At 56.8% G+C, this 16160-nt stretch carries 19 protein-coding genes; 10 read left to right on the top strand and 9 right to left on the bottom strand.

What is annotated here, in order from left to right; all coding sequences use genetic code 11:
- Positions 1-83: 83 nt before the first annotated feature.
- From ACVWZG_RS08540 to ACVWZG_RS08520, 5 genes are all read right to left on the bottom strand, one after another.
- Positions 84-1007 carry an NAD(+) kinase gene (locus tag ACVWZG_RS08540; protein ID WP_011433945.1) on the bottom strand — a complete coding sequence of 308 codons (924 nt, stop codon included), beginning with the start codon at positions 1005-1007 and terminating at the stop codon, positions 84-86.
- Positions 1008-1270: 263 nt separating this feature from the next.
- Entirely contained in the window at positions 1271-1843 is a 573-nt protein-coding gene (locus tag ACVWZG_RS08535) for a response regulator (RefSeq protein ID WP_457415331.1), read from the bottom strand.
- A gap of 288 nt (positions 1844-2131) precedes the next feature.
- Positions 2132-2446, bottom strand: a complete 315-nt coding sequence (locus ACVWZG_RS08530; RefSeq protein WP_457405998.1) for a DUF3007 family protein — start codon at positions 2444-2446, stop codon at positions 2132-2134.
- Between the two features lie 28 nt (positions 2447-2474).
- Positions 2475-2696: an NAD(P)H-quinone oxidoreductase subunit L gene (gene ndhL / locus ACVWZG_RS08525; protein WP_011433942.1), complete on the bottom strand. Its 222-nt coding sequence runs from the start codon at positions 2694-2696 to the stop codon at positions 2475-2477.
- 108 nt (positions 2697-2804) lie between these two features.
- Positions 2805-3209 carry an NIL domain-containing protein gene (locus ACVWZG_RS08520; protein WP_011433941.1) on the bottom strand — a complete coding sequence of 135 codons (405 nt, stop codon included), beginning with the start codon at positions 3207-3209 and terminating at the stop codon, positions 2805-2807.
- Positions 3210-3504: 295 nt separating this feature from the next.
- Here ACVWZG_RS08520 and ACVWZG_RS08515 point away from each other — a divergent pair, with 295 nt between their 5' ends.
- Positions 3505-3675: a hypothetical protein gene (locus ACVWZG_RS08515; protein ID WP_457405999.1), complete on the top strand. Its 171-nt coding sequence runs from the start codon at positions 3505-3507 to the stop codon at positions 3673-3675.
- 7 nt (positions 3676-3682) lie between these two features.
- Positions 3683-6118: an endonuclease MutS2 gene (locus ACVWZG_RS08510; RefSeq protein ID WP_457406002.1), complete on the top strand. Its 2436-nt coding sequence runs from the start codon at positions 3683-3685 to the stop codon at positions 6116-6118.
- 95 nt (positions 6119-6213) lie between these two features.
- Here ACVWZG_RS08510 and ACVWZG_RS08505 read toward each other — a convergent pair whose 3' ends face one another.
- The 3 genes from ACVWZG_RS08505 to ACVWZG_RS08495 form a co-directional block, all read right to left on the bottom strand.
- Entirely contained in the window at positions 6214-6468 is a 255-nt protein-coding gene (locus ACVWZG_RS08505) for a hypothetical protein (RefSeq protein WP_011433939.1), read from the bottom strand.
- 122 nt (positions 6469-6590) lie between these two features.
- Positions 6591-7013 carry an urease subunit beta gene (locus ACVWZG_RS08500; RefSeq protein WP_457406004.1) on the bottom strand — a complete coding sequence of 141 codons (423 nt, stop codon included), beginning with the start codon at positions 7011-7013 and terminating at the stop codon, positions 6591-6593.
- A 49-nt stretch (positions 7014-7062) separates the two neighbouring features.
- Positions 7063-7365, bottom strand: a complete 303-nt coding sequence (locus ACVWZG_RS08495) for an urease subunit gamma (RefSeq protein WP_011433938.1) — start codon at positions 7363-7365, stop codon at positions 7063-7065.
- Positions 7366-7792: 427 nt separating this feature from the next.
- Here ACVWZG_RS08495 and hrcA point away from each other — a divergent pair, with 427 nt between their 5' ends.
- Both hrcA and tilS read left to right on the top strand, forming a co-directional pair.
- A complete protein-coding gene (gene hrcA, locus ACVWZG_RS08490) occupies positions 7793-8944 on the top strand; it encodes a heat-inducible transcriptional repressor HrcA (RefSeq protein WP_414344420.1) in 1152 nt (383 codons plus the stop codon).
- 53 nt (positions 8945-8997) lie between these two features.
- Positions 8998-9981 carry a tRNA lysidine(34) synthetase TilS gene (gene tilS, locus ACVWZG_RS08485; RefSeq protein ID WP_457392825.1) on the top strand — a complete coding sequence of 328 codons (984 nt, stop codon included), beginning with the start codon at positions 8998-9000 and terminating at the stop codon, positions 9979-9981.
- Positions 9982-10263: 282 nt separating this feature from the next.
- Here tilS and arsB read toward each other — a convergent pair whose 3' ends face one another.
- Positions 10264-11274 (bottom strand): ACR3 family arsenite efflux transporter, encoded by a 1011-nt coding sequence (gene arsB / locus ACVWZG_RS08480; protein ID WP_457406006.1) that lies wholly within the window; start codon positions 11272-11274, stop codon positions 10264-10266.
- Positions 11275-11724: 450 nt separating this feature from the next.
- Here arsB and grxD point away from each other — a divergent pair, with 450 nt between their 5' ends.
- The 6 genes from grxD to ACVWZG_RS08450 all read left to right on the top strand — a co-directional run bounded on the left by grxD (position 11725) and on the right by ACVWZG_RS08450 (position 16133).
- The gene (gene grxD / locus ACVWZG_RS08475) at positions 11725-12066 is read left to right on the top strand and encodes a Grx4 family monothiol glutaredoxin (RefSeq protein WP_011433932.1); all 342 of its coding nucleotides are present in this window, start codon (positions 11725-11727) and stop codon (positions 12064-12066) included.
- A 29-nt stretch (positions 12067-12095) separates the two neighbouring features.
- Positions 12096-12386 carry a BolA family protein gene (locus ACVWZG_RS08470; protein WP_414329320.1) on the top strand — a complete coding sequence of 97 codons (291 nt, stop codon included), beginning with the start codon at positions 12096-12098 and terminating at the stop codon, positions 12384-12386.
- Positions 12387-12430: 44 nt separating this feature from the next.
- The gene (locus ACVWZG_RS08465) at positions 12431-12787 is read left to right on the top strand and encodes a phage holin family protein (RefSeq protein ID WP_011433930.1); all 357 of its coding nucleotides are present in this window, start codon (positions 12431-12433) and stop codon (positions 12785-12787) included.
- A gap of 327 nt (positions 12788-13114) precedes the next feature.
- Positions 13115-14671 (top strand): B12-binding domain-containing radical SAM protein, encoded by a 1557-nt coding sequence (locus tag ACVWZG_RS08460; protein ID WP_414407157.1) that lies wholly within the window; start codon positions 13115-13117, stop codon positions 14669-14671.
- 51 nt (positions 14672-14722) lie between these two features.
- Positions 14723-15883, top strand: coding sequence for a SpoIID/LytB domain-containing protein (locus ACVWZG_RS08455; protein WP_457415328.1), 1161 nt, complete (start codon positions 14723-14725; stop codon positions 15881-15883).
- Positions 15884-15920: 37 nt separating this feature from the next.
- Complete coding sequence (locus tag ACVWZG_RS08450) at positions 15921-16133, top strand: (2Fe-2S)-binding protein (protein WP_457392812.1); 213 nt, start codon at positions 15921-15923, stop codon at positions 16131-16133.
- The last annotated feature ends 27 nt before the right edge of the window (positions 16134-16160 follow it).

The following is a 16160-nucleotide window of genomic DNA, read 5'->3' as shown; positions in this document are numbered from 1 at the left end:
CCTAACCATCATAGCGACAGAGGGGTGGAGTTGTTAAGGGCATTGGCCATTTTGCAGCTATGGCTTGTCCTGCCTCGGCAAAGTTAAGGCAACTCCACCGACGTGGGCTTGGAAGCGTGGGGCAGTCCCCACCCCAACTTCTCTCGCATAACCCGGAAAAATTCCGGTCGGCGCAGGCGCATCAAATCTGTCCAATAGGGGGCACGTACCACCCGAATCTGGTCTTCCGGCATGATGTAGCAGCCGGCATTTCCATCTACCACCAAAACCAGTGGCTGAGGGGTAACGGGGCTAATCCATACCTCCTCCGAATCGGGGAAGACCAAGGCCCGCGACGCCATGGAATGGGGGCAGATGGGAATCAGCTGCAAAACCGGCACCCCCGGTGTGATCACCGGCCCACCCGCCGAGAGGGCATAGGCCGTCGAGCCGGTGGGAGTAGCCAAGATGACTCCGTCGGCAGCCACATCCAGAGGTGAGTGATCCCCGATGGTGATCTCGAAGTGGCACATGCTGGTCAAAGGCTCGCGGTGCAACACCATCTCGTTTAAGCTCAAGACCTCCCAGCGCAATTCTTGCCCTCGGTAGGCTTGCACCAGCAACATGCTGCGGCGATCCAGGGTGTATTCCCCGGCAATGGCGGCACTGGCTGCCTCTTCTAGGTGAGGAAGGTAGGTCTCCGTCAGAAAGCCCAGATGGCCCGTATTCACCGCCAACAAGGGGATCCCTTTGGGGGCCAGTTGCCGTGCTGCTGCCAAGACGGTGCCATCTCCCCCCAACACCACCGCAAACTTCATGGTTTGATCAAATCCAGCCGGGGCCAGGCTATCTACTTTGGTCAGGCAGATGGGGCTGTCGGGCTTGGCATAACCGAGGATACCGCCCCAGTTGGGGGCCACACAGACTTCCCAGCCCTGCTCCTGAAACCAGCGGGCTAGGGTTTCGCTGCTGCGTTTGGCGGCGGGTTTGGCGTCGTTGTAGAGGATCCCGGCTTTGGGCTTGGTCATGGGCAATGGGAAGGCAGAGGTGCCAAAACTCTATCAGTTCTGCAGGCCCCTCTGCTGGCCAGGTGATCCATTCCACAATTTCTGCCAGCAGACTTCGCTGATACATTGACGCTGAACAAGACGGGTAGCTTGCATGGCGAGGCCATACGCTGCTGCCCGGGGCTGCAGCGATTGCATCCTGCTCGTTGCCAATCGGCAGCTCAACCCTGGCAGGGCAAGAAGCTACGAGGAAAAACGAGTGACGGCAGGTTGGAACGAGTACCTCAATCGACAGGGCGACCCCGGTACATCAGTCGGTACTTCACCTGCGGGGTCAAGTCTTTTTGCCCTGGATCCCCTTCTGCGGTGATGGGTTGTGGAGGGGCGGTGGGAGAGTGGGCGCTCGGCTGCGGGGGAGGGGTGGAAGAAGATGTACGGCTGACCTCCGCCGGCCGTAAGCCCGCTTGCTTCAGAGCCCTGTGGAGCGCCTCCGTGTCAATAGGCAAAAACCACCTGGCAGCCTCGTAAATCCGTTCGAGGGAGTGGAGAAGGTCGCCGGCCTCCGCCAAGCCAGGGATCACATCTGCTGCCCCCTGATAAATTGCCCAGCGCCGCTCTGCAGGCTCGATGTGGCGACGGGGGTGATGAGTCAGGATCACAGGGATGTTGGGCAGCTTACTTTGGCACTCTCGACAAAAGGCATAGGGGTTAAACAGCCCCGTCGTCATGTCCACCACCATCAGATCCAAATCCAGAGGCTGACTTGCTGCCACCTCCAGCAGATCTTCACGCGGGGAAACCAGCACCACAGAGTGCCCCTGAGACTCCAGCGCCAACTTCCAGAGATGAGATTGCAAGGCCTGGCCCTGAGCTAGCAGTATGGTTTTGCTCACCGTAGATGGAGATATGCGAGTAGAAGGAAAGGCAAAGGCTTGCACCACTTAATAATCCGGTCGTACGCCAGAATCTTGTGCGGGGCGTAATGTAGCATTCTTAGGGGAAGCAAATGGTAACCGGATATACAGATATACAAGTATTGCGGTTTAAGCCCGACGCTTCATACCCTTAAACCTGGATCCCTAGCAGCCGACAGCCCATTTCTGGGTGCGGCCTGTCCGACGGCCTCAACGTTTGTCTTGCTCAATTCAATCTGGGATCCCTTCTTTCTCGCTTTCCAATTCAGCTTGCAGGGCTTGCCACTCTTCCGGAGACAGCGAGTGGAGTTTCTCTTGAAGTTGCTGGGTCTCAAAGCTGGCCCACTGAGCCTTCAGGGTCATTTCCCCCCGCAGCACCCGCCTCAGGTAGCCAAAAGTCCAACCCAAGCAAGCCAGCAGGAGCACCACGCTCGATATCTGCTGCGCAGCCCCCGTATCCAAGCCCGCCCAAAGCAGCAGGCCATAGAGGATCCCTACCCCCAACAGCAGGGCCAAGCCTATGCCAAGAACGTCCAATCTGCGCATGGCTCAGTGAACCGACAAACGGCTGACCTTACAGCGACCGAGGCTTGGGCCGGAACGTCATGAAGGGAGCCAAGAGCACCATGCCGGGAAAGAAAAACAAGACCAAGAAAAACATCAACACCTTTTCCCAAGCACTGCCTGAAGTCCAGCGTTTGTCCACATACAGCAGAGACAACAGAGGCAGCACCAGCAAATAGAGAACAGCCAAACCGGCATAAGTTAACCCAATCAACGATGGAGTAGAAGCCATGTCGAGTGCGCTCCGCAGCTAGACCTATGTCGAACAAATCTAACAGGATTGTAAAGGGATTTGTCAGCTTGGGGGAGTTCGTAACTCAGCCAACTGACCACAAACTGACTACAAGCTGGTGCTGATCGCCCCAACGGGGCAGGTGGCAACACACTGTTCGCACATGACACAGCGGTTGCGAGAGAACTCCAGCTTCCAGTTGGGAGCAGAAATCTTCAGGGCCTCGGTTGGGCAAACTCCCGTACACAATCCACAGTCCACGCACAAGTCTGGGTCGATTTGAATTTCCTTGGCCCGTTCTGTCACCTCAATGCCCAAAGACTGCACCCACTCCAAGCCTGCTTCCACCTGGTCGATATCCCCCGACAGCTCCACCACCAAAGTACCCACTTCGTTGGGGGCTACCCTGGCGCGCACGATATTGGCAGCCACATCGAAGTCTTTGGCCAACCGATAGGTGAGAGGCACATTCACCAAATGGCGGGGGAAAATGAGGGTGACTCGTTTGCGCACGGATCTTGAGTGTTTTGAGTGCAGCAACTTCCTTCAGTATGGCAGGCTTGTGAGGTTCAGTTTGGCCGTGAATGCAGCTCACTTCCACCCTCCACAGGACACCCAAGGCGAACCCCACAGCGGTAGGGCGGGGCTTTGAACCCAGTTTTTCGGTGAGCTCAGCTTCTTGGGAAGATCACCAGAGGCAGCGCGTGAGACAACGGCGCCATTATCAGCGTGCCCCTCCCACCAAAAGCCATCTGTGGAAGCCGACCCAGAGCCTGCCACAATAAGATAGAGAGCATCCCCAATCCCTATGGACTCATCTTTTGCTCAGCCCCGTCTCAACTCAGAGCAGTACCGCCAGATGCTGGTGCGGGATGGCGAGCGTCGCTTCCGCGAGTGGCACACGGCCTTCCTCAAGTACCAACGGCAGTTTTTGCAGGAGATGAAGCAACTGCGTCTCCAGGGTTCTTTGCATCGCTGAATGGTTAATGCCCACCGTCCCCACCTTGCACCCGCTGCCAGTCTTCTCCAAGCCCGATCCCTCCCCAAGGCCTACGGCCTGCCAAGGCGAACGGCAAGAAACCTTGGAATTGCTGGAGTGGCCCCGCCTTTGTCAGCACTTGGCCACCTTTGCGGCCACACCCTTGGGCCGCCGCGCCTGCTTGGAGCTGGATCCCTGGCAGAGCCGCGCCGACAGCGAAGCCTACCTTGAGCAGACGGAAGAGGCGATCCGCCTCGATCGCACACAGGCGGGGGGCCTTTCCATGGCAGGGATCCACAACCTGCTGCCGGCTTTGGAACGGGCCGAACGGGGGGGGATCCTGAGCGGGGAAGAGCTGGTGCAGATCGCTACAACTCTGGGGGCAGCCCGCCGCATCCGCCGTCTGATCGACGACCACGACCATCTGCCACGCTTGCAAACTTGGGTGAGCACCCTGCGCACCTACCCGGAGGTGGAGCAGGAGATCTTCCGCTGCCTGGAGGAACATGGCGAGGTGCGGGACAGCGCCAGCCCTACCCTTGCGGATCTGCGCCAGCAGCAACGGCAACAGCGCAGCCAGATCCAGGAGCGCCTGCAACAGTTGATGAGCCAGTATCCCCAGGCGCTGCAGGATACCCTGATTGGCCAGCGGCAGGGGCGGTTTGTCCTGATGGTGAAGGCCACCCATCGGGATCTCATCCGCGGCCTTGTGCACGACAGCTCTGCCAGTGGAGCCACCCTCTATGTGGAGCCCTACGCTGTGGTGGAACTGGGCAACCGCTGGCGAGAAACCCAAGCTCAGATTCAGGCGGAGGAAGAGCGGATCTTGGCCGCGCTCTCGGCTCAGGTGGCCTCCGTCGCCACCGATCTGGAGCATCTGCAGGGGGTGATGGTGGGGTTGGATGTGGCTCTGGCTCGGGGTCGCTACAGCCTCTGGCTGGAGGGCAATCGTCCCCAGTTTGTCTCGGCAGGATTGCGCCTGCGTCAGGCCAAGCACCCTCTGCTGCTCTGGCAGTCCCGCGCCGCCGCCCCTTCGGAGGGTCAAGGTTCTGCCGTTGTCCCCATCGACTTCACCCTCGCGGACTCCATTCGTGTCGTGGTTATCACCGGCCCCAACACCGGCGGCAAAACCGTTGCCCTGAAAACCCTGGGCCTGCTGGTGCTCATGGCCAAGGCGGGGATCTTCCTGCCGGCTCAGGATCCGCCCCAGCTGCCTTGGTTCGACGGGGTTTACGCCGACATTGGGGACGAGCAGTCGCTGCAACAAAATCTCTCCACCTTTTCGGGGCACATCCGCCGCATCAGCCGCATCGTGCAGGCCCTGCAGTCTGCTCCGGAGCCGGCCCTTGTCCTGTTGGATGAGGTGGGGGCGGGCACGGATCCCACCGAAGGCGCTGCCCTGGCGGCTGGGCTATTGGAGTACCTCTCGGAAAGGGCACTGCTCACCCTGGCTACCACCCACTACGGCGAGCTAAAGGCCCTGAAATACCAACATCCCGGCTTTGAAAATGCCTCGGTGGAGTTCGACGAGGTCACCCTGGCCCCCACCTATCGCCTCTTGTGGGGGATCCCAGGCCGCTCCAACGCCTTGGCCATTGCCCAACGGCTGCAGTTGGATCCAGAGATTCTGCGGCGGGCCCAGCGGCACCTGCAAGGGGAAAGCCAGGTGGATAGGGTCATTGCCGGCCTGGAAGCGCAGCGGGCTCAATTGGAAGAGCGGGCGGCCCAGGTGGGATCCCTGCATCGAGAGCTGGAGAGCCTACATCAACAAATGCAGCAGCGCAGCCGCCAAATCGCCGAGCGAGAAGCCCGGCTGGAGCAGAAGCAAAACCAAGAACTCCAAGCCCTGTTGGCTGCTGCCCGTCAGGAAGTGGCTGCCGCCATCCGCAAATTGCAGCAGGGAGAGGATCCCCAACGCATTACTGCCGAGCTGGCGCAAATCCAGCAGCGCTACTCTCCCCCACCGCCGCCTGTGGATATGGAGTTTGTGCCAGAGGTGGGAGATCGGGTGCGGCTGAGAGGCTTGGGGCAGACGGGGGAAGTGATCGCCATCGAAGGAGATGTATATGTAGTGCGCAGCGGCATCCTCAAATTCACAGTGCCACGGGGGCAGTTGGATCCCATTGATGAACACCAGGCTAAGCAACGCCAACGCCCCAAAGCCCCACCTCCCTCCCCTGCAGCCACCGCTCCCCTGAACCTGCGCACCAGCCAGAACACCCTCGATCTGAGGGGGAAAACCGTTGCTGATGCTGAGGCCATTCTGGAACAGCACTTTGCCCAAGCTCCTCCCGGCCCGGTTTGGATCATCCACGGCCACGGCACAGGGCGCCTGAAAGCCGGCGTCCAGGCTTATCTCCAAAATCACCCGCGCGTTCAGCGTTTTTCAGCCGCTGATCCCGAAGACGGCGGTACTGGAGTGACCGTGGCTCATTTACAGTGAGGCTTGTACAGTGAGGCTTGCCAGTGCCAGAAGGGAGTAGGGGTGGTCGCGTTGGCATTCTCGAGTCGGAGACCGGACAAGTGCCGGGCAATGTCTCAAGCTTGACTGTGGAGCACTGCCGCTGCTGAGCTGACGGGCTGGGATCCCTTCTGTTGCCGCTGGCTTTGCCAGAGCCAGTAGCCCCGCACCAGTTGGCTATCCCCAATGAGCTTCAACATCACCGCCACCGTTGCACCTGTCCAACTGAGAGGCCCAAAGGCGGCGCCTGCTGCTGCCAACAGCGCCAACCCAGAAAGATTTAGCCCCAAGCCTTGCACCCACATCCACAAGACAGTCTCGCGCTCTGACATCTGTCAGCTCCTAGAGGAGAAATAGGATAGCCCTACTGTCCTGAATCTGAGCAGAGACGGGGATGGGGTTGAGCCTTGACACCGCTGCCCAAAGCTGCACACTTGAGGGGGGCATATTCCCCCTACGGATGGGCTGCTTCACCCAGCCACTCCTGCAATCGGGCCAGAGCCAGCCGCTTCTGGGCAGCGGAGCGTATCGTGCCCTCCGTGAGCCGATTGAAGCCATGCACCAACCCCTTGCCCCCCAAAGCCACCAGCTTTACCCGATGGGTTTGCCCTGGCTCAAAACGCACTGCGTTGCCGGAAGGGATGTTGAGGCGCATGCCAAAGCTGGCGGCGCGATCGAAAACCAGGGCTCGGTTCACCTCAAAAAAGTGAAAATGGGATCCCACCTGAATGGGCCGATCCCCTCGGTTGGTAACCTCCAGGGTCACGGTGGCCCGTCCGACGTTGGCTTGGATGGGATCCTCTGCCAGCAACAGTTCCCCTGGGATCAGGGCCGGCTCTGCGTTGGCAGCAGGGTTGGTTCTGGATTGGCGAGCCATGGGGACGACCTCCTGAAGTCTCTGGGTCTTTGGAGCATCTGGGGGATCCCTAGCGAATGGGGTGGTGTAGGGTAACCAGCTTGGTTCCGTCGGGGAAAGTAGCCTCCACTTGAATTTCCGGGATCATCTCTGGGATCCCGGGCATCACGTCCTCGCGGGTCAGCCACGTCAGCCCCTCGCTCATCAATTGGGCGACTGTTTTCCCCTCCCGCGCCCCTTCCAAGACTGCTGCGCTCAAGTAGGCCACCGCCTCAGGGTAATTGAGTTTGAGGCCCCGCTGCCGCCGATCCCGAGCCAACTGGGCAGCCAGGTAGATCAACAACTTGTCTTTCTCCTGGGGGGATAAGTACATGGGGCAACCTCAAAGATAAAAAAGGATACAAAGAGGACAGCAGCAGGCCCAGTTGGCCTAGAGTTGACCGAACTCATGCGCAGAAATCCCCAGTCTTGGCGCAGCGGACTGTTGCTACGCAACAAGGTGGCTAGCCGTAGTTCATCTTCTACCACCTCTGGGCAAAAAAGGGGAGCCCAGGCTACAAGAGATTTCACTCTCTCCTGCACAAGCAGCAGTCTCAACCTCTTCCGACATCGGGTTTTGCAACTTCCTTCCTAGGCAACCCGCTATATAAAGAGTAACAATAGATGCATATAGATTAGAAGATGTAAAAGTCTGTCTGGATTCCTATCTCAGCTCTGAGTTGGTTTATCCTGGAGCAATTTACCGGCTCTGTATTAACAGTTTCCTTTGATAGGCGTTGACTGGGTTCTTTTGATCGGCTATGAAACTCGAACTGACTCCCCGCCAGCGGAAGATTCTCTGGGCGACAGTGCGTAGCTACATTGCTACAGCTGAACCTGTCGGTTCCAAAACCTTGGCCCAGTCCTACAACTTTGGGGTAAGCACGGCCACCATTCGCAACGACTTGGCCACCCTTGAGCAAGTGGGATTGCTGTTTCAGCCTCACACCTCCGCCGGACGGGTTCCTTCCGACTTTGGCTATCGGGTTTATGTCAACGATTTGTTGACCTCCGCCAACAGCGGTGGGATCCCTCACGATGCTCCTCAGCCGGATCCCCATCCTGCCCTGCAACAGTTGATGGATCAGCTTGGCCGTGAGCTGGGAGATGACTTGGACAGTCTCCTACAAAGGGTGGCCCAGCTTTTGGCCCATCTGAGCGGTTGCATTGCTCTTATCACCCCTCCTCAGGGGCCGGTGGTAGCCATTCATCATGTGCAGTTGGTGTCGGTAGCGCCAGGGCGGGTGATGGTGTTGGTGGTAACCGACTCCTATCAAACCCATTCAGCTCTGGTCAGCCCCCCCGACTGGCCCAGCGACTCCCGAGAGGATTTGGAAGATGAATTGCAATTGCTCAGCAACTTTCTCACCCTGAAGCTGCGGGGCAAAACCTTTGCCGAGTTGCAGGATCTGAGCTGGCTGAAACTGGATGAAGAATTTCGTACCTACGGCCATTGGCTGCAGCAACTGCTGCGCTCGGTGGTGCAACGCTGTCTACAGCCCTCTCTGGGGCAGGTGTTCAGTGCCGGTATGGCCGAGTTGATGCGTCAGCCGGAGTTTTCCCAGGCCCGGCAGGTGCAGGCAGTGATGCAGTTGATCGAGGAGGGAGCCAAGCAACTTCAGGGGATGATTGGGCTCCATTTTGCCGATGGGGGTTTGCCCTCTCTGCCGAGCTCAACGGAGATGGATCAGGAGTCGGGACAGTCTGCCCGCAAGACCCCGGTGATCATCTACATTGGCAGCGAGAATCCACTGGAGTCTCTGCACCACTGTACGGTTATCGCCTCCACTTACCACCGTCGCTCAGCTCCTCTGGGTACGGTCACCTTGCTGGGGCCGACCCGAATGGCCTACGAGCGCAGCATTGCTGCTGTGCAGGCGGTGGCCTCTCATCTGACCCGAGCTCTTGCCTAAGGGATCCCATAGCGGCAGGTAGGGTCTGGGTTGCACCTGAGCAATAACAAGCTGTGGCCAGGCTCTCTCCTCTCCACCTGCGGGTACAGTGCGCCATTCGGCAGCGGCAACTTCTTCACCCTGGCCAGCGGCTGCTGGTGGCTTTTTCGGGCGGGCAAGATTCTTTTTGCCTGCTCCAGATCTTGCGGGATTTGCAGCCTCGCTGGGGCTGGCAGATATTTGTTCTGCATTGTGATCACCGCTGGTCGGCAGATGAAACGGAGTGTGCTCGCTTTTTGCAGGGGTGGCTGCAGCAGCAGGGACTGCCTCATGCCGTTGAGACTGCGGATCCCATCCGCCGAGATGAGGCAGGGGCCAGGGCTTGGCGCTACCAACAACTGGACAAATGGGCCCGCACCTGGGACTGCAGCGCCGTGGTGATGGGGCATACGGCCAGCGACCGGGCCGAGACATTTTTATGGAACTTGCTGCGAGGGACAGGAGCCGCCGGGCTGAGCAGCCTAGATTGGCAGCGTCGCCTGGACGACCGGGATCCCACCTCTGCCCAAGTGGTGCGACCCCTGCTGGAGCTATACCGTTGGGAAACCGAGCAATTTTGCCAACAGCACCAATTGCCAGTTTGGCCGGATCGCAGCAACCAAGATCTGGCCCATGGCCGCAACCGCCTCCGCCTAGAGGTGATGCCTTACTTGAAACAGCACTTCAACCCGCAACTGGAAGCGGCCCTGAATCGGGCTGCCACACTGCTGCAAGCAGAACATGAGCTGGTGGTAGCTCAAGCAGCTCAGCTATGGCCACAGGTATATGAGCCCGCTTTGCCAGGGCTGCGACGGGATCCCTTGCGGGCTGCCCCCTTGGCTCTGCAGCGGCAGGTGATGTTTCAATTTTTGTCTTTGGTGCTGCCCCACCACCCCACCTTTGACCAGGTAGAAGCCGGGATCCAGCTCTTAAAAGCAGACCGAGGCAGCCGTAGCCCCGATTATCCAGGTGGGCACTGGCTGGAAGTGAAAGGGGATCACTTGGTTTGTTTCCATTAATTTTTCCATTAATTCCACTTCCCCGAAGGGAAGCGACTGATTCATTAATAGTAAGTATCACCACTGATTGTGGCAATACTTGGATACGATTAGCATCTTATGGTAATAATACGGGCCCGAGTCCATTGGCTACAGCACCTGATATGACCACTGCATTTGTACCTACCCCATCACAATGGGCAACCAAGACAATAGATTTAAGCCCGTATGCTTCTCAAACCGCCGCCAGAATCAGATTCTAATTGCGAAGTGGATGGGGAAATGTTACTTATCTGGATTTATTTAATACCTCCAACTGTTAGCGATGGCTACCAACGATAACATGATGGGTACTTCTATGAGTACACCAACCACCGTGGCTAACGACGCACCTGAATTAAGACCAAAAAGTGATATGGCCACGGCAACTGCGAGTTCAAAAAAATTACTGGCACCAATCATCGCAGCCGGTGCACAAACCGGATGTGATAAACGGAGCAATTTTCCACCCAGCCAGGTTATAAAAAATATGAAGTAGGTTTGAATGGTCAGTGGTATGGCTATCAACAAAATGGTGTATGGATGATCCAGTATGTGTTCGCCCTGAAAGGCAAAGAGTAAAACCAGGGTTGAAAGCAATGCTAGTATGGAAACAGGACGAAGTGCCGGAAGAAATTTTTGTTCAAACCAATCCTTTCCTTTTCGTCGAAGCAATATCCGATTGGTCAGATAGCCCGTAGTTAGCGGTATAACAACAAAAACAACCACCGAAGTAATCAGTACTTCATACGGTATCTGTATGTTGGTTACTCCCAGCAGCCATTTTACAATGGGTACAAATGCAACCAGCAGAATAAGATCGTTGACTGAAACTTGTATTAACGTATAATTGGCATCGCCTTCTACCAAATAACTCCACACAAACACCATGGCTGTGCAGGGTGCGGCACCCAGCAGAATGGCGCCTGCCAGGTACTGGTCTGCATCTTCCGGAGTGATCCAGGTAGCATACAGATTTTTAAAGAAAATCCATCCAAACAATGCCATGGTGAAAGGTTTGATCAGCCAGTTTACAGTAACTGTCAGCGCCAGCCCTTTCCAATTTTTTGAAACACCGCCTATCGATGAAAAATCAATCTGTACCATCATCGGGTAGATCATCATCCAAACCAACACCGCTACCGGAATGTTGATGGTATATATCTGCCAGCTTTCAAGCACCGAAACAGAATTCCCCAGTATTTTCCCAAGACCAATGCCTGCAGCAATGCATAGCGAGACCCAAACGGTAAGGTATTTTTCAAAAAACTTCACGGGTTGAAATTTAATTACAGCGTTTCCATTAATTCCACTTCCCCGAAGGGAAGCGACTCCCCCCCATTATAACCCTTGCCCAGAGGTCTTGTTTTCGGCTGCAATTTCCCCTTGTTTTTCTCCGCCGAGGGGCCTGAAACCCTTGCCCAGAGCGGGATCGACCGGGTCAACGGAAGAATCAGGGTTTGAGGTTTGTCGCCGACCCTGTCGCTAACCATGTTGGTGTAGAAATTAACATGGATCCTGGGGTCGCTGCCTGGATAGGTTGGGGGCTTGGGCCAGCCCTGGGCAATGGGGCTTGCTGGTGGCGTCCGTAGAACAGAGTCTATGAGAGAATCTCTCGGCCCAACCGTGGGAAAAGTGTCGAGCATGTTAAAAGTAGACGAAAATGAGATCTCGATAGGATGCCAGTTTGCCTATCGACTGTTGTCGCTATAGTGGCTGAACACCATGCTGGATCCCCTTTTGGAAGAGAAAATCCGTGAGCAAATCCGCACCCACAAGGTGCTCATCTACATGAAGGGCACCCCGGAAATGCCCCAATGTGGGTTTTCCTATGCCGCCGTTCGTGTGCTGGATAGTTTGGGCTTCCCCTACACGGCGATTAACGTACTCGAGGATCCTGAGATCCGCCAGGGGATTAAAGAGTTTTCCAACTGGCCTACTATCCCGCAAATTTATATTGATGGGGAGTTTGTGGGCGGTTGCGACATCATCCAAGAGATGCACGCCCGCAACGAGCTGCGTCCGCTGGTCGAGGCAGCCTTTGCTAAGGCCACGGCTCAATCTTAAGGGATCCCATCTCATCCAGAGGGGTTGCCATGCTTACCCCCGACTACCTTCGGCAGCACCTGATGGAGAAGCTGCAGGCTCTTCATGTGCAGGTGGAGGATGAGTCCCACCTTCACATCGGCCACGGGGGCGGGACAGGAGGGCACTACCGAGTTCAAGTAGTGTCGCCTTCGTTTGTCGGCAAAACGACCCTACAGCGACATCGCCTGGTGTATGCCGCTCTGGCGGAACACATGGGGCGGAGCATTCATGCTTTGGCCCTGCAAACTTACAGCCCTGAAGAGGTTTCTGCGCAAGGGATCCCTGAGGAGATCAGCTAGCATAGAGGGCAAAATCGCGGCCCCATCAGGGCAGAGGAGGGAGCATGGCAACTCTTTTGGCCACCTGGCTGATGTCAGCCTTGAGTGTAATGATCCTGGCTTGGCTTTTGCCCGGGATCCACGTCTCCGGGTTTGGCGGGGCTTTGGTGGCGGCTCTGGCCATTGGTCTGGTCAATGGTTTGGTTAGGCCGATTCTCCGGCTGATCACCCTGCCGATTACGGTTCTTACCCTGGGTTTGTTTTGGCTGATTTTGAACGGCATTTGTCTAGCCATTGCCGATAAGCTGGCCGGGAATGCTTTCAACATCGATAATTTCGGCTGGGCGTTTATCGGCGCAATTGTACTTTCCATCGTCAGCGGCTTGGTTCAGCAGGTTTTTGAGCAAGGTGCGCCGAACTGACTTCGTCCCCAGCCGTGAGAGGGCAGGGTTTGGTTCAAGATTGCAGGGGGTACGCTAGGGGAACGTCAACACTCAGCCCGACGATAACCAAAACCAACTTTAAGGGATCCCGATAAGCTTTACTCCATTGGCCCTGCCCGCTAAGTTTTTGCCGCAGAACCATAGGATTCTCCACAGATAGCCTGCACAAGATCTGCCAATGGCTAACATCAGCAGGATATTGCGAGCAGGCGTTTGATCTGTGGCTGCTTTATCTAAGCCTAGCAAATCGATAGGAAACCAGTAGGGGATCAAGTTGGTCGATCTGCAACTCAGGAGCTGGTTGGTATGAAGGCGTTGCTGCTCTATCCGCGTTTTCCTCAATCATTCTGGTCTTACAATCGCACCATTGAGATGGTGGGGCTAAAAGCGCTAATGCCACCTCTTGGCTTGATCACCGTTGCTGCTTTGCTGCCCCAACACTGGGAGATTCGCTTTGTGGATCGCAATGTAGCTGATGAAACAGAAGCCGATTGGCAGTGGTGCGATCTGGTGATCTTGTCGGCCATGCTGGTGCAAAAACAAGATTTCCACGCCCTGATTCGCAAGGCTGTACAACTGGGCAAAAAAGTAGCTGTGGGCGGGCCCTATCCAACTTCTGTGCCGCAAGACGCCCTGGAATCCGGGGCTCACTATTTGGTTTTGGACGAAGGGGAAGTGACCATACCGGCTTTCGTCAAGGCCCTAGAAGCAGGTCAAGAGTCGGGCATTTTTCGGGCCGCCGAAAAGCCGGACGTAACCCAAAGTCCTTTGCCGAGGTTTGATCTGCTGCGTATGGATCAATACTTCATGATGTCAGTCCAATTTTCGCGAGGTTGCCCCTTTAATTGTGAGTTTTGCGACATCATCTCTCTTTACGGACGCAAGCCGAGAACCAAAGAGCCAAGTCAAATGCTAGCTGAGCTGCAAGCTCTCTATGACTTGGGTTGGCGGGGTTCGGTATTTGTGGTAGACGACAACTTTATCGGCAACCAGCGCAACGTCAAGCGATTTTTACGAGAGCTGATCCCCTGGAGCCAGAAGCGCAACTATCCATTTACCTTTATGACAGAGGCTTCGGTTAACCTGGCCGAAGATGAAGAACTGATGAGGTTAATGGTAGAGGCGGGTTTCTATGCTGTCTTTTTGGGCATTGAGACCCCAGACCAAGACAGCTTACAGATGACCCAAAAGCTCCAGAATACCCGCCACCCTTTGGTGGAGGCCTGTCGCAAGATCAACGATGCTGGACTGCTGATCTATGCTGGGTTTATTCTGGGCTTTGATGGAGAGCGGCCAGGAGCAGGGGAGCGCATTCAGGCTTTTGTCGAGCAAACCGGTATTCCTCAGCCAATGCTGGGCATTTTACAGGCTTTGCCAAACACACAGCTCTGGAATCGCTTGAAGAAAGAGGAACGGTTGCTGGAAGGGATCGGCGTGACTGAGTTTGGCGATCAAAATACACTGATGAACTTTATTCCCACCCGTTCTCTATCGGAGATTGCCCGAGAGTATCTGGAAAGTTTTTGGAAACTGTATGATCCTGCACGATATTTATCTCGCTGCCTGCAACAATGCCTGAATATCGGCATCAAAGATGGCCGACGGCAAATGATGAAGCTGCCCCTCCGCAAAGGGATCCACCTGCTTCTACAACTCATCTGGCGGCAAGGGATCCTTCATCCCGAAATCCGCGCCCAATTTTGGCGGCAGCTATGGACGATTTGGCGACAGAAACCGAGCCTGCTGAACCTATATTTGGGCCTCTGCGCTGCAGGAGAACACTTTTGGGAATATCGGGAATTGGCCCGCGCCCGGCTTACCCAGCAACTGGGATACGATCCTTTGCTGGCCAGCTCATCTTGACAGTATTTCTGGGGGAATGGTCTATCGATAGAGGATGCCCGGATGGGGCCTATGCGGCGACGACAGTTGGGGGCGATGGTGCTGGGATCCCTGTGGGCTGTTTGGGGAGGCTCTCGGCAGGCCCAAACGTCCGGGCGCGGAGATTGGCTGGCCGTGGAGCTGTTCAGCCGCTGGAGTGCGGATCCCTTGGCCGAGTTGGAGCTGGTTGGCCCTTTTGTTTTGAATCAGCAGCCTTTTCCAACAGGTGCCTGGAAGTTACAGGTGCGCCGCCAAGAGCTCCTGCTGACCGGGCCGGGACAGCCTCGTCGCTACCAGGGATCCCTTTGGCTACAGGGGGGAGCTCTGCGCTCCCTCGCAGGGGAGGAGCGTCGCTATCGGGGCTGGGTACAGATTCGTCCCAAGGGTTTAGGTCGCCTGCACCTGGTGAATTGGGTGAAGTTGGAAGACTATCTGCTGGCTTTGGTGCCCAGCGAAATGCCCGCCGACTGGCCAGCTGCCGCCTTGCAGGCGCAAGCCATCTTGGCCCGTACCTTGGCCGTTCCCCATCTGTGCCCCGGCCCCAGAAGAGAATGGCCCTCTACCTCGATAAGGCTATTGCAGGATTCCACCGCCCACCAGTTTTATGGTGGCCTGGCCTATGAAACGGCGGCGACCACTGCTGCGGTGCAGGCAACCCGAGGGCAGATCCTAACCCATGCCGGCCAGCCGATAGAGGTTCTGTTTCACTCCACCTGCGGCGGTCACACCAGCGCCAATCAGGATATTTTTGCCCCACCCGCCCGCCCCTACCTACAAGGGGTGATCTGTGACGGGTGTCGTGCCTCTCCTTTCTATGGCCCTCACAGCGTCCGACTCAGCCGACGGGAGTTGGAGCAAGCCTTGGGCAACGGCGATCTGGAGATTGTGCAGTCGGATCCCTGGGGTCGCCCTGTGCGCATCCGCGTTGGATCCCAACTGTTGACTGGCCAAGAGTTTGTGCTGCGCCTTGGCCAAACCCTGGGTTGGGGGATCCTCCCCAGCAACCGCTTCACGTGGGAACGTCTCCAGCCAAAGGCCGGCCAGCAGGAAGTGTACCTTTTTACCTATCGCGGAGCCGGGCATGGGGTGGGACTGTGTCAGTGGGGATCCCGCGGCTTGGCCGAGCAGGGCTACACAGCGCCGCAAATCCTCAATCACTACTTCCCCGGCACCCAGGTGATAACGTTGAGCTGAAGGCTGTTGGCCCCGACTCCAACTCTCATTTACTCCCGTGTCCCTTGCACACCCCCATCGTCGCCATCCTGCCTACTGCTACTGCAGTGAGCTGGAACACGCCCAGATTCCCAAGCGCCAGCAGCAGGATCCCTTGCCGTTTGCAGAAGCGATGCGGGTGCATTGCCAATCGGGAAGCCGCTGTGGCCGCTGCTTGCGGCCCTTGGAGCAGTTGTTTCGTCAGCAAAGCTGCTACATAGCCCATCCCTGAGCCACCTTGAGCAGGCGACCTTGGGCC

The sequence above is a fragment of the Thermostichus sp. OS-CIW-33 genome, from assembly GCF_054059615.1.
Note: the sequence above shows the minus strand (reverse complement) of the source record. Positions and strands in the feature narration are given on the sequence as shown.

Excerpts from the sequence above, each read along its gene's own strand:
- ACVWZG_RS08530 (WP_457405998.1), bottom strand. The coding sequence starts at position 2,446 with ATGCGCAGATTGGACGTTCTTGGCATAGGCTTGGCCCTGCTGTTGGGG.
- ACVWZG_RS08470 (WP_414329320.1), top strand. The coding sequence starts at position 12,096 with ATGCTTACCCCCGACTACCTTCGGCAGCACCTGATGGAGAAGCTGCAG.
- ACVWZG_RS08500 (WP_457406004.1), bottom strand. The coding sequence starts at position 7,013 with ATGGCTCGCCAATCCAGAACCAACCCTGCTGCCAACGCAGAGCCGGCC.
- ACVWZG_RS08455 (WP_457415328.1), top strand. The coding sequence starts at position 14,723 with ATGCGGCGACGACAGTTGGGGGCGATGGTGCTGGGATCCCTGTGGGCT.
- ACVWZG_RS08510 (WP_457406002.1), top strand. The coding sequence starts at position 3,683 with ATGCCCACCGTCCCCACCTTGCACCCGCTGCCAGTCTTCTCCAAGCCC.
- ACVWZG_RS08540 (WP_011433945.1), bottom strand. The coding sequence starts at position 1,007 with ATGACCAAGCCCAAAGCCGGGATCCTCTACAACGACGCCAAACCCGCC.
- ACVWZG_RS08460 (WP_414407157.1), top strand. The coding sequence starts at position 13,115 with ATGAAGGCGTTGCTGCTCTATCCGCGTTTTCCTCAATCATTCTGGTCT.
- ACVWZG_RS08505 (WP_011433939.1), bottom strand. The coding sequence starts at position 6,468 with ATGTCAGAGCGCGAGACTGTCTTGTGGATGTGGGTGCAAGGCTTGGGG.
- ACVWZG_RS08495 (WP_011433938.1), bottom strand. The coding sequence starts at position 7,365 with ATGTACTTATCCCCCCAGGAGAAAGACAAGTTGTTGATCTACCTGGCT.
- ACVWZG_RS08515 (WP_457405999.1), top strand. The coding sequence starts at position 3,505 with ATGGACTCATCTTTTGCTCAGCCCCGTCTCAACTCAGAGCAGTACCGC.
- grxD (WP_011433932.1), top strand. The coding sequence starts at position 11,725 with ATGCTGGATCCCCTTTTGGAAGAGAAAATCCGTGAGCAAATCCGCACC.
- hrcA (WP_414344420.1), top strand. The coding sequence starts at position 7,793 with ATGAAACTCGAACTGACTCCCCGCCAGCGGAAGATTCTCTGGGCGACA.
- ACVWZG_RS08465 (WP_011433930.1), top strand. The coding sequence starts at position 12,431 with ATGGCAACTCTTTTGGCCACCTGGCTGATGTCAGCCTTGAGTGTAATG.
- ndhL (WP_011433942.1), bottom strand. The coding sequence starts at position 2,696 with ATGGCTTCTACTCCATCGTTGATTGGGTTAACTTATGCCGGTTTGGCT.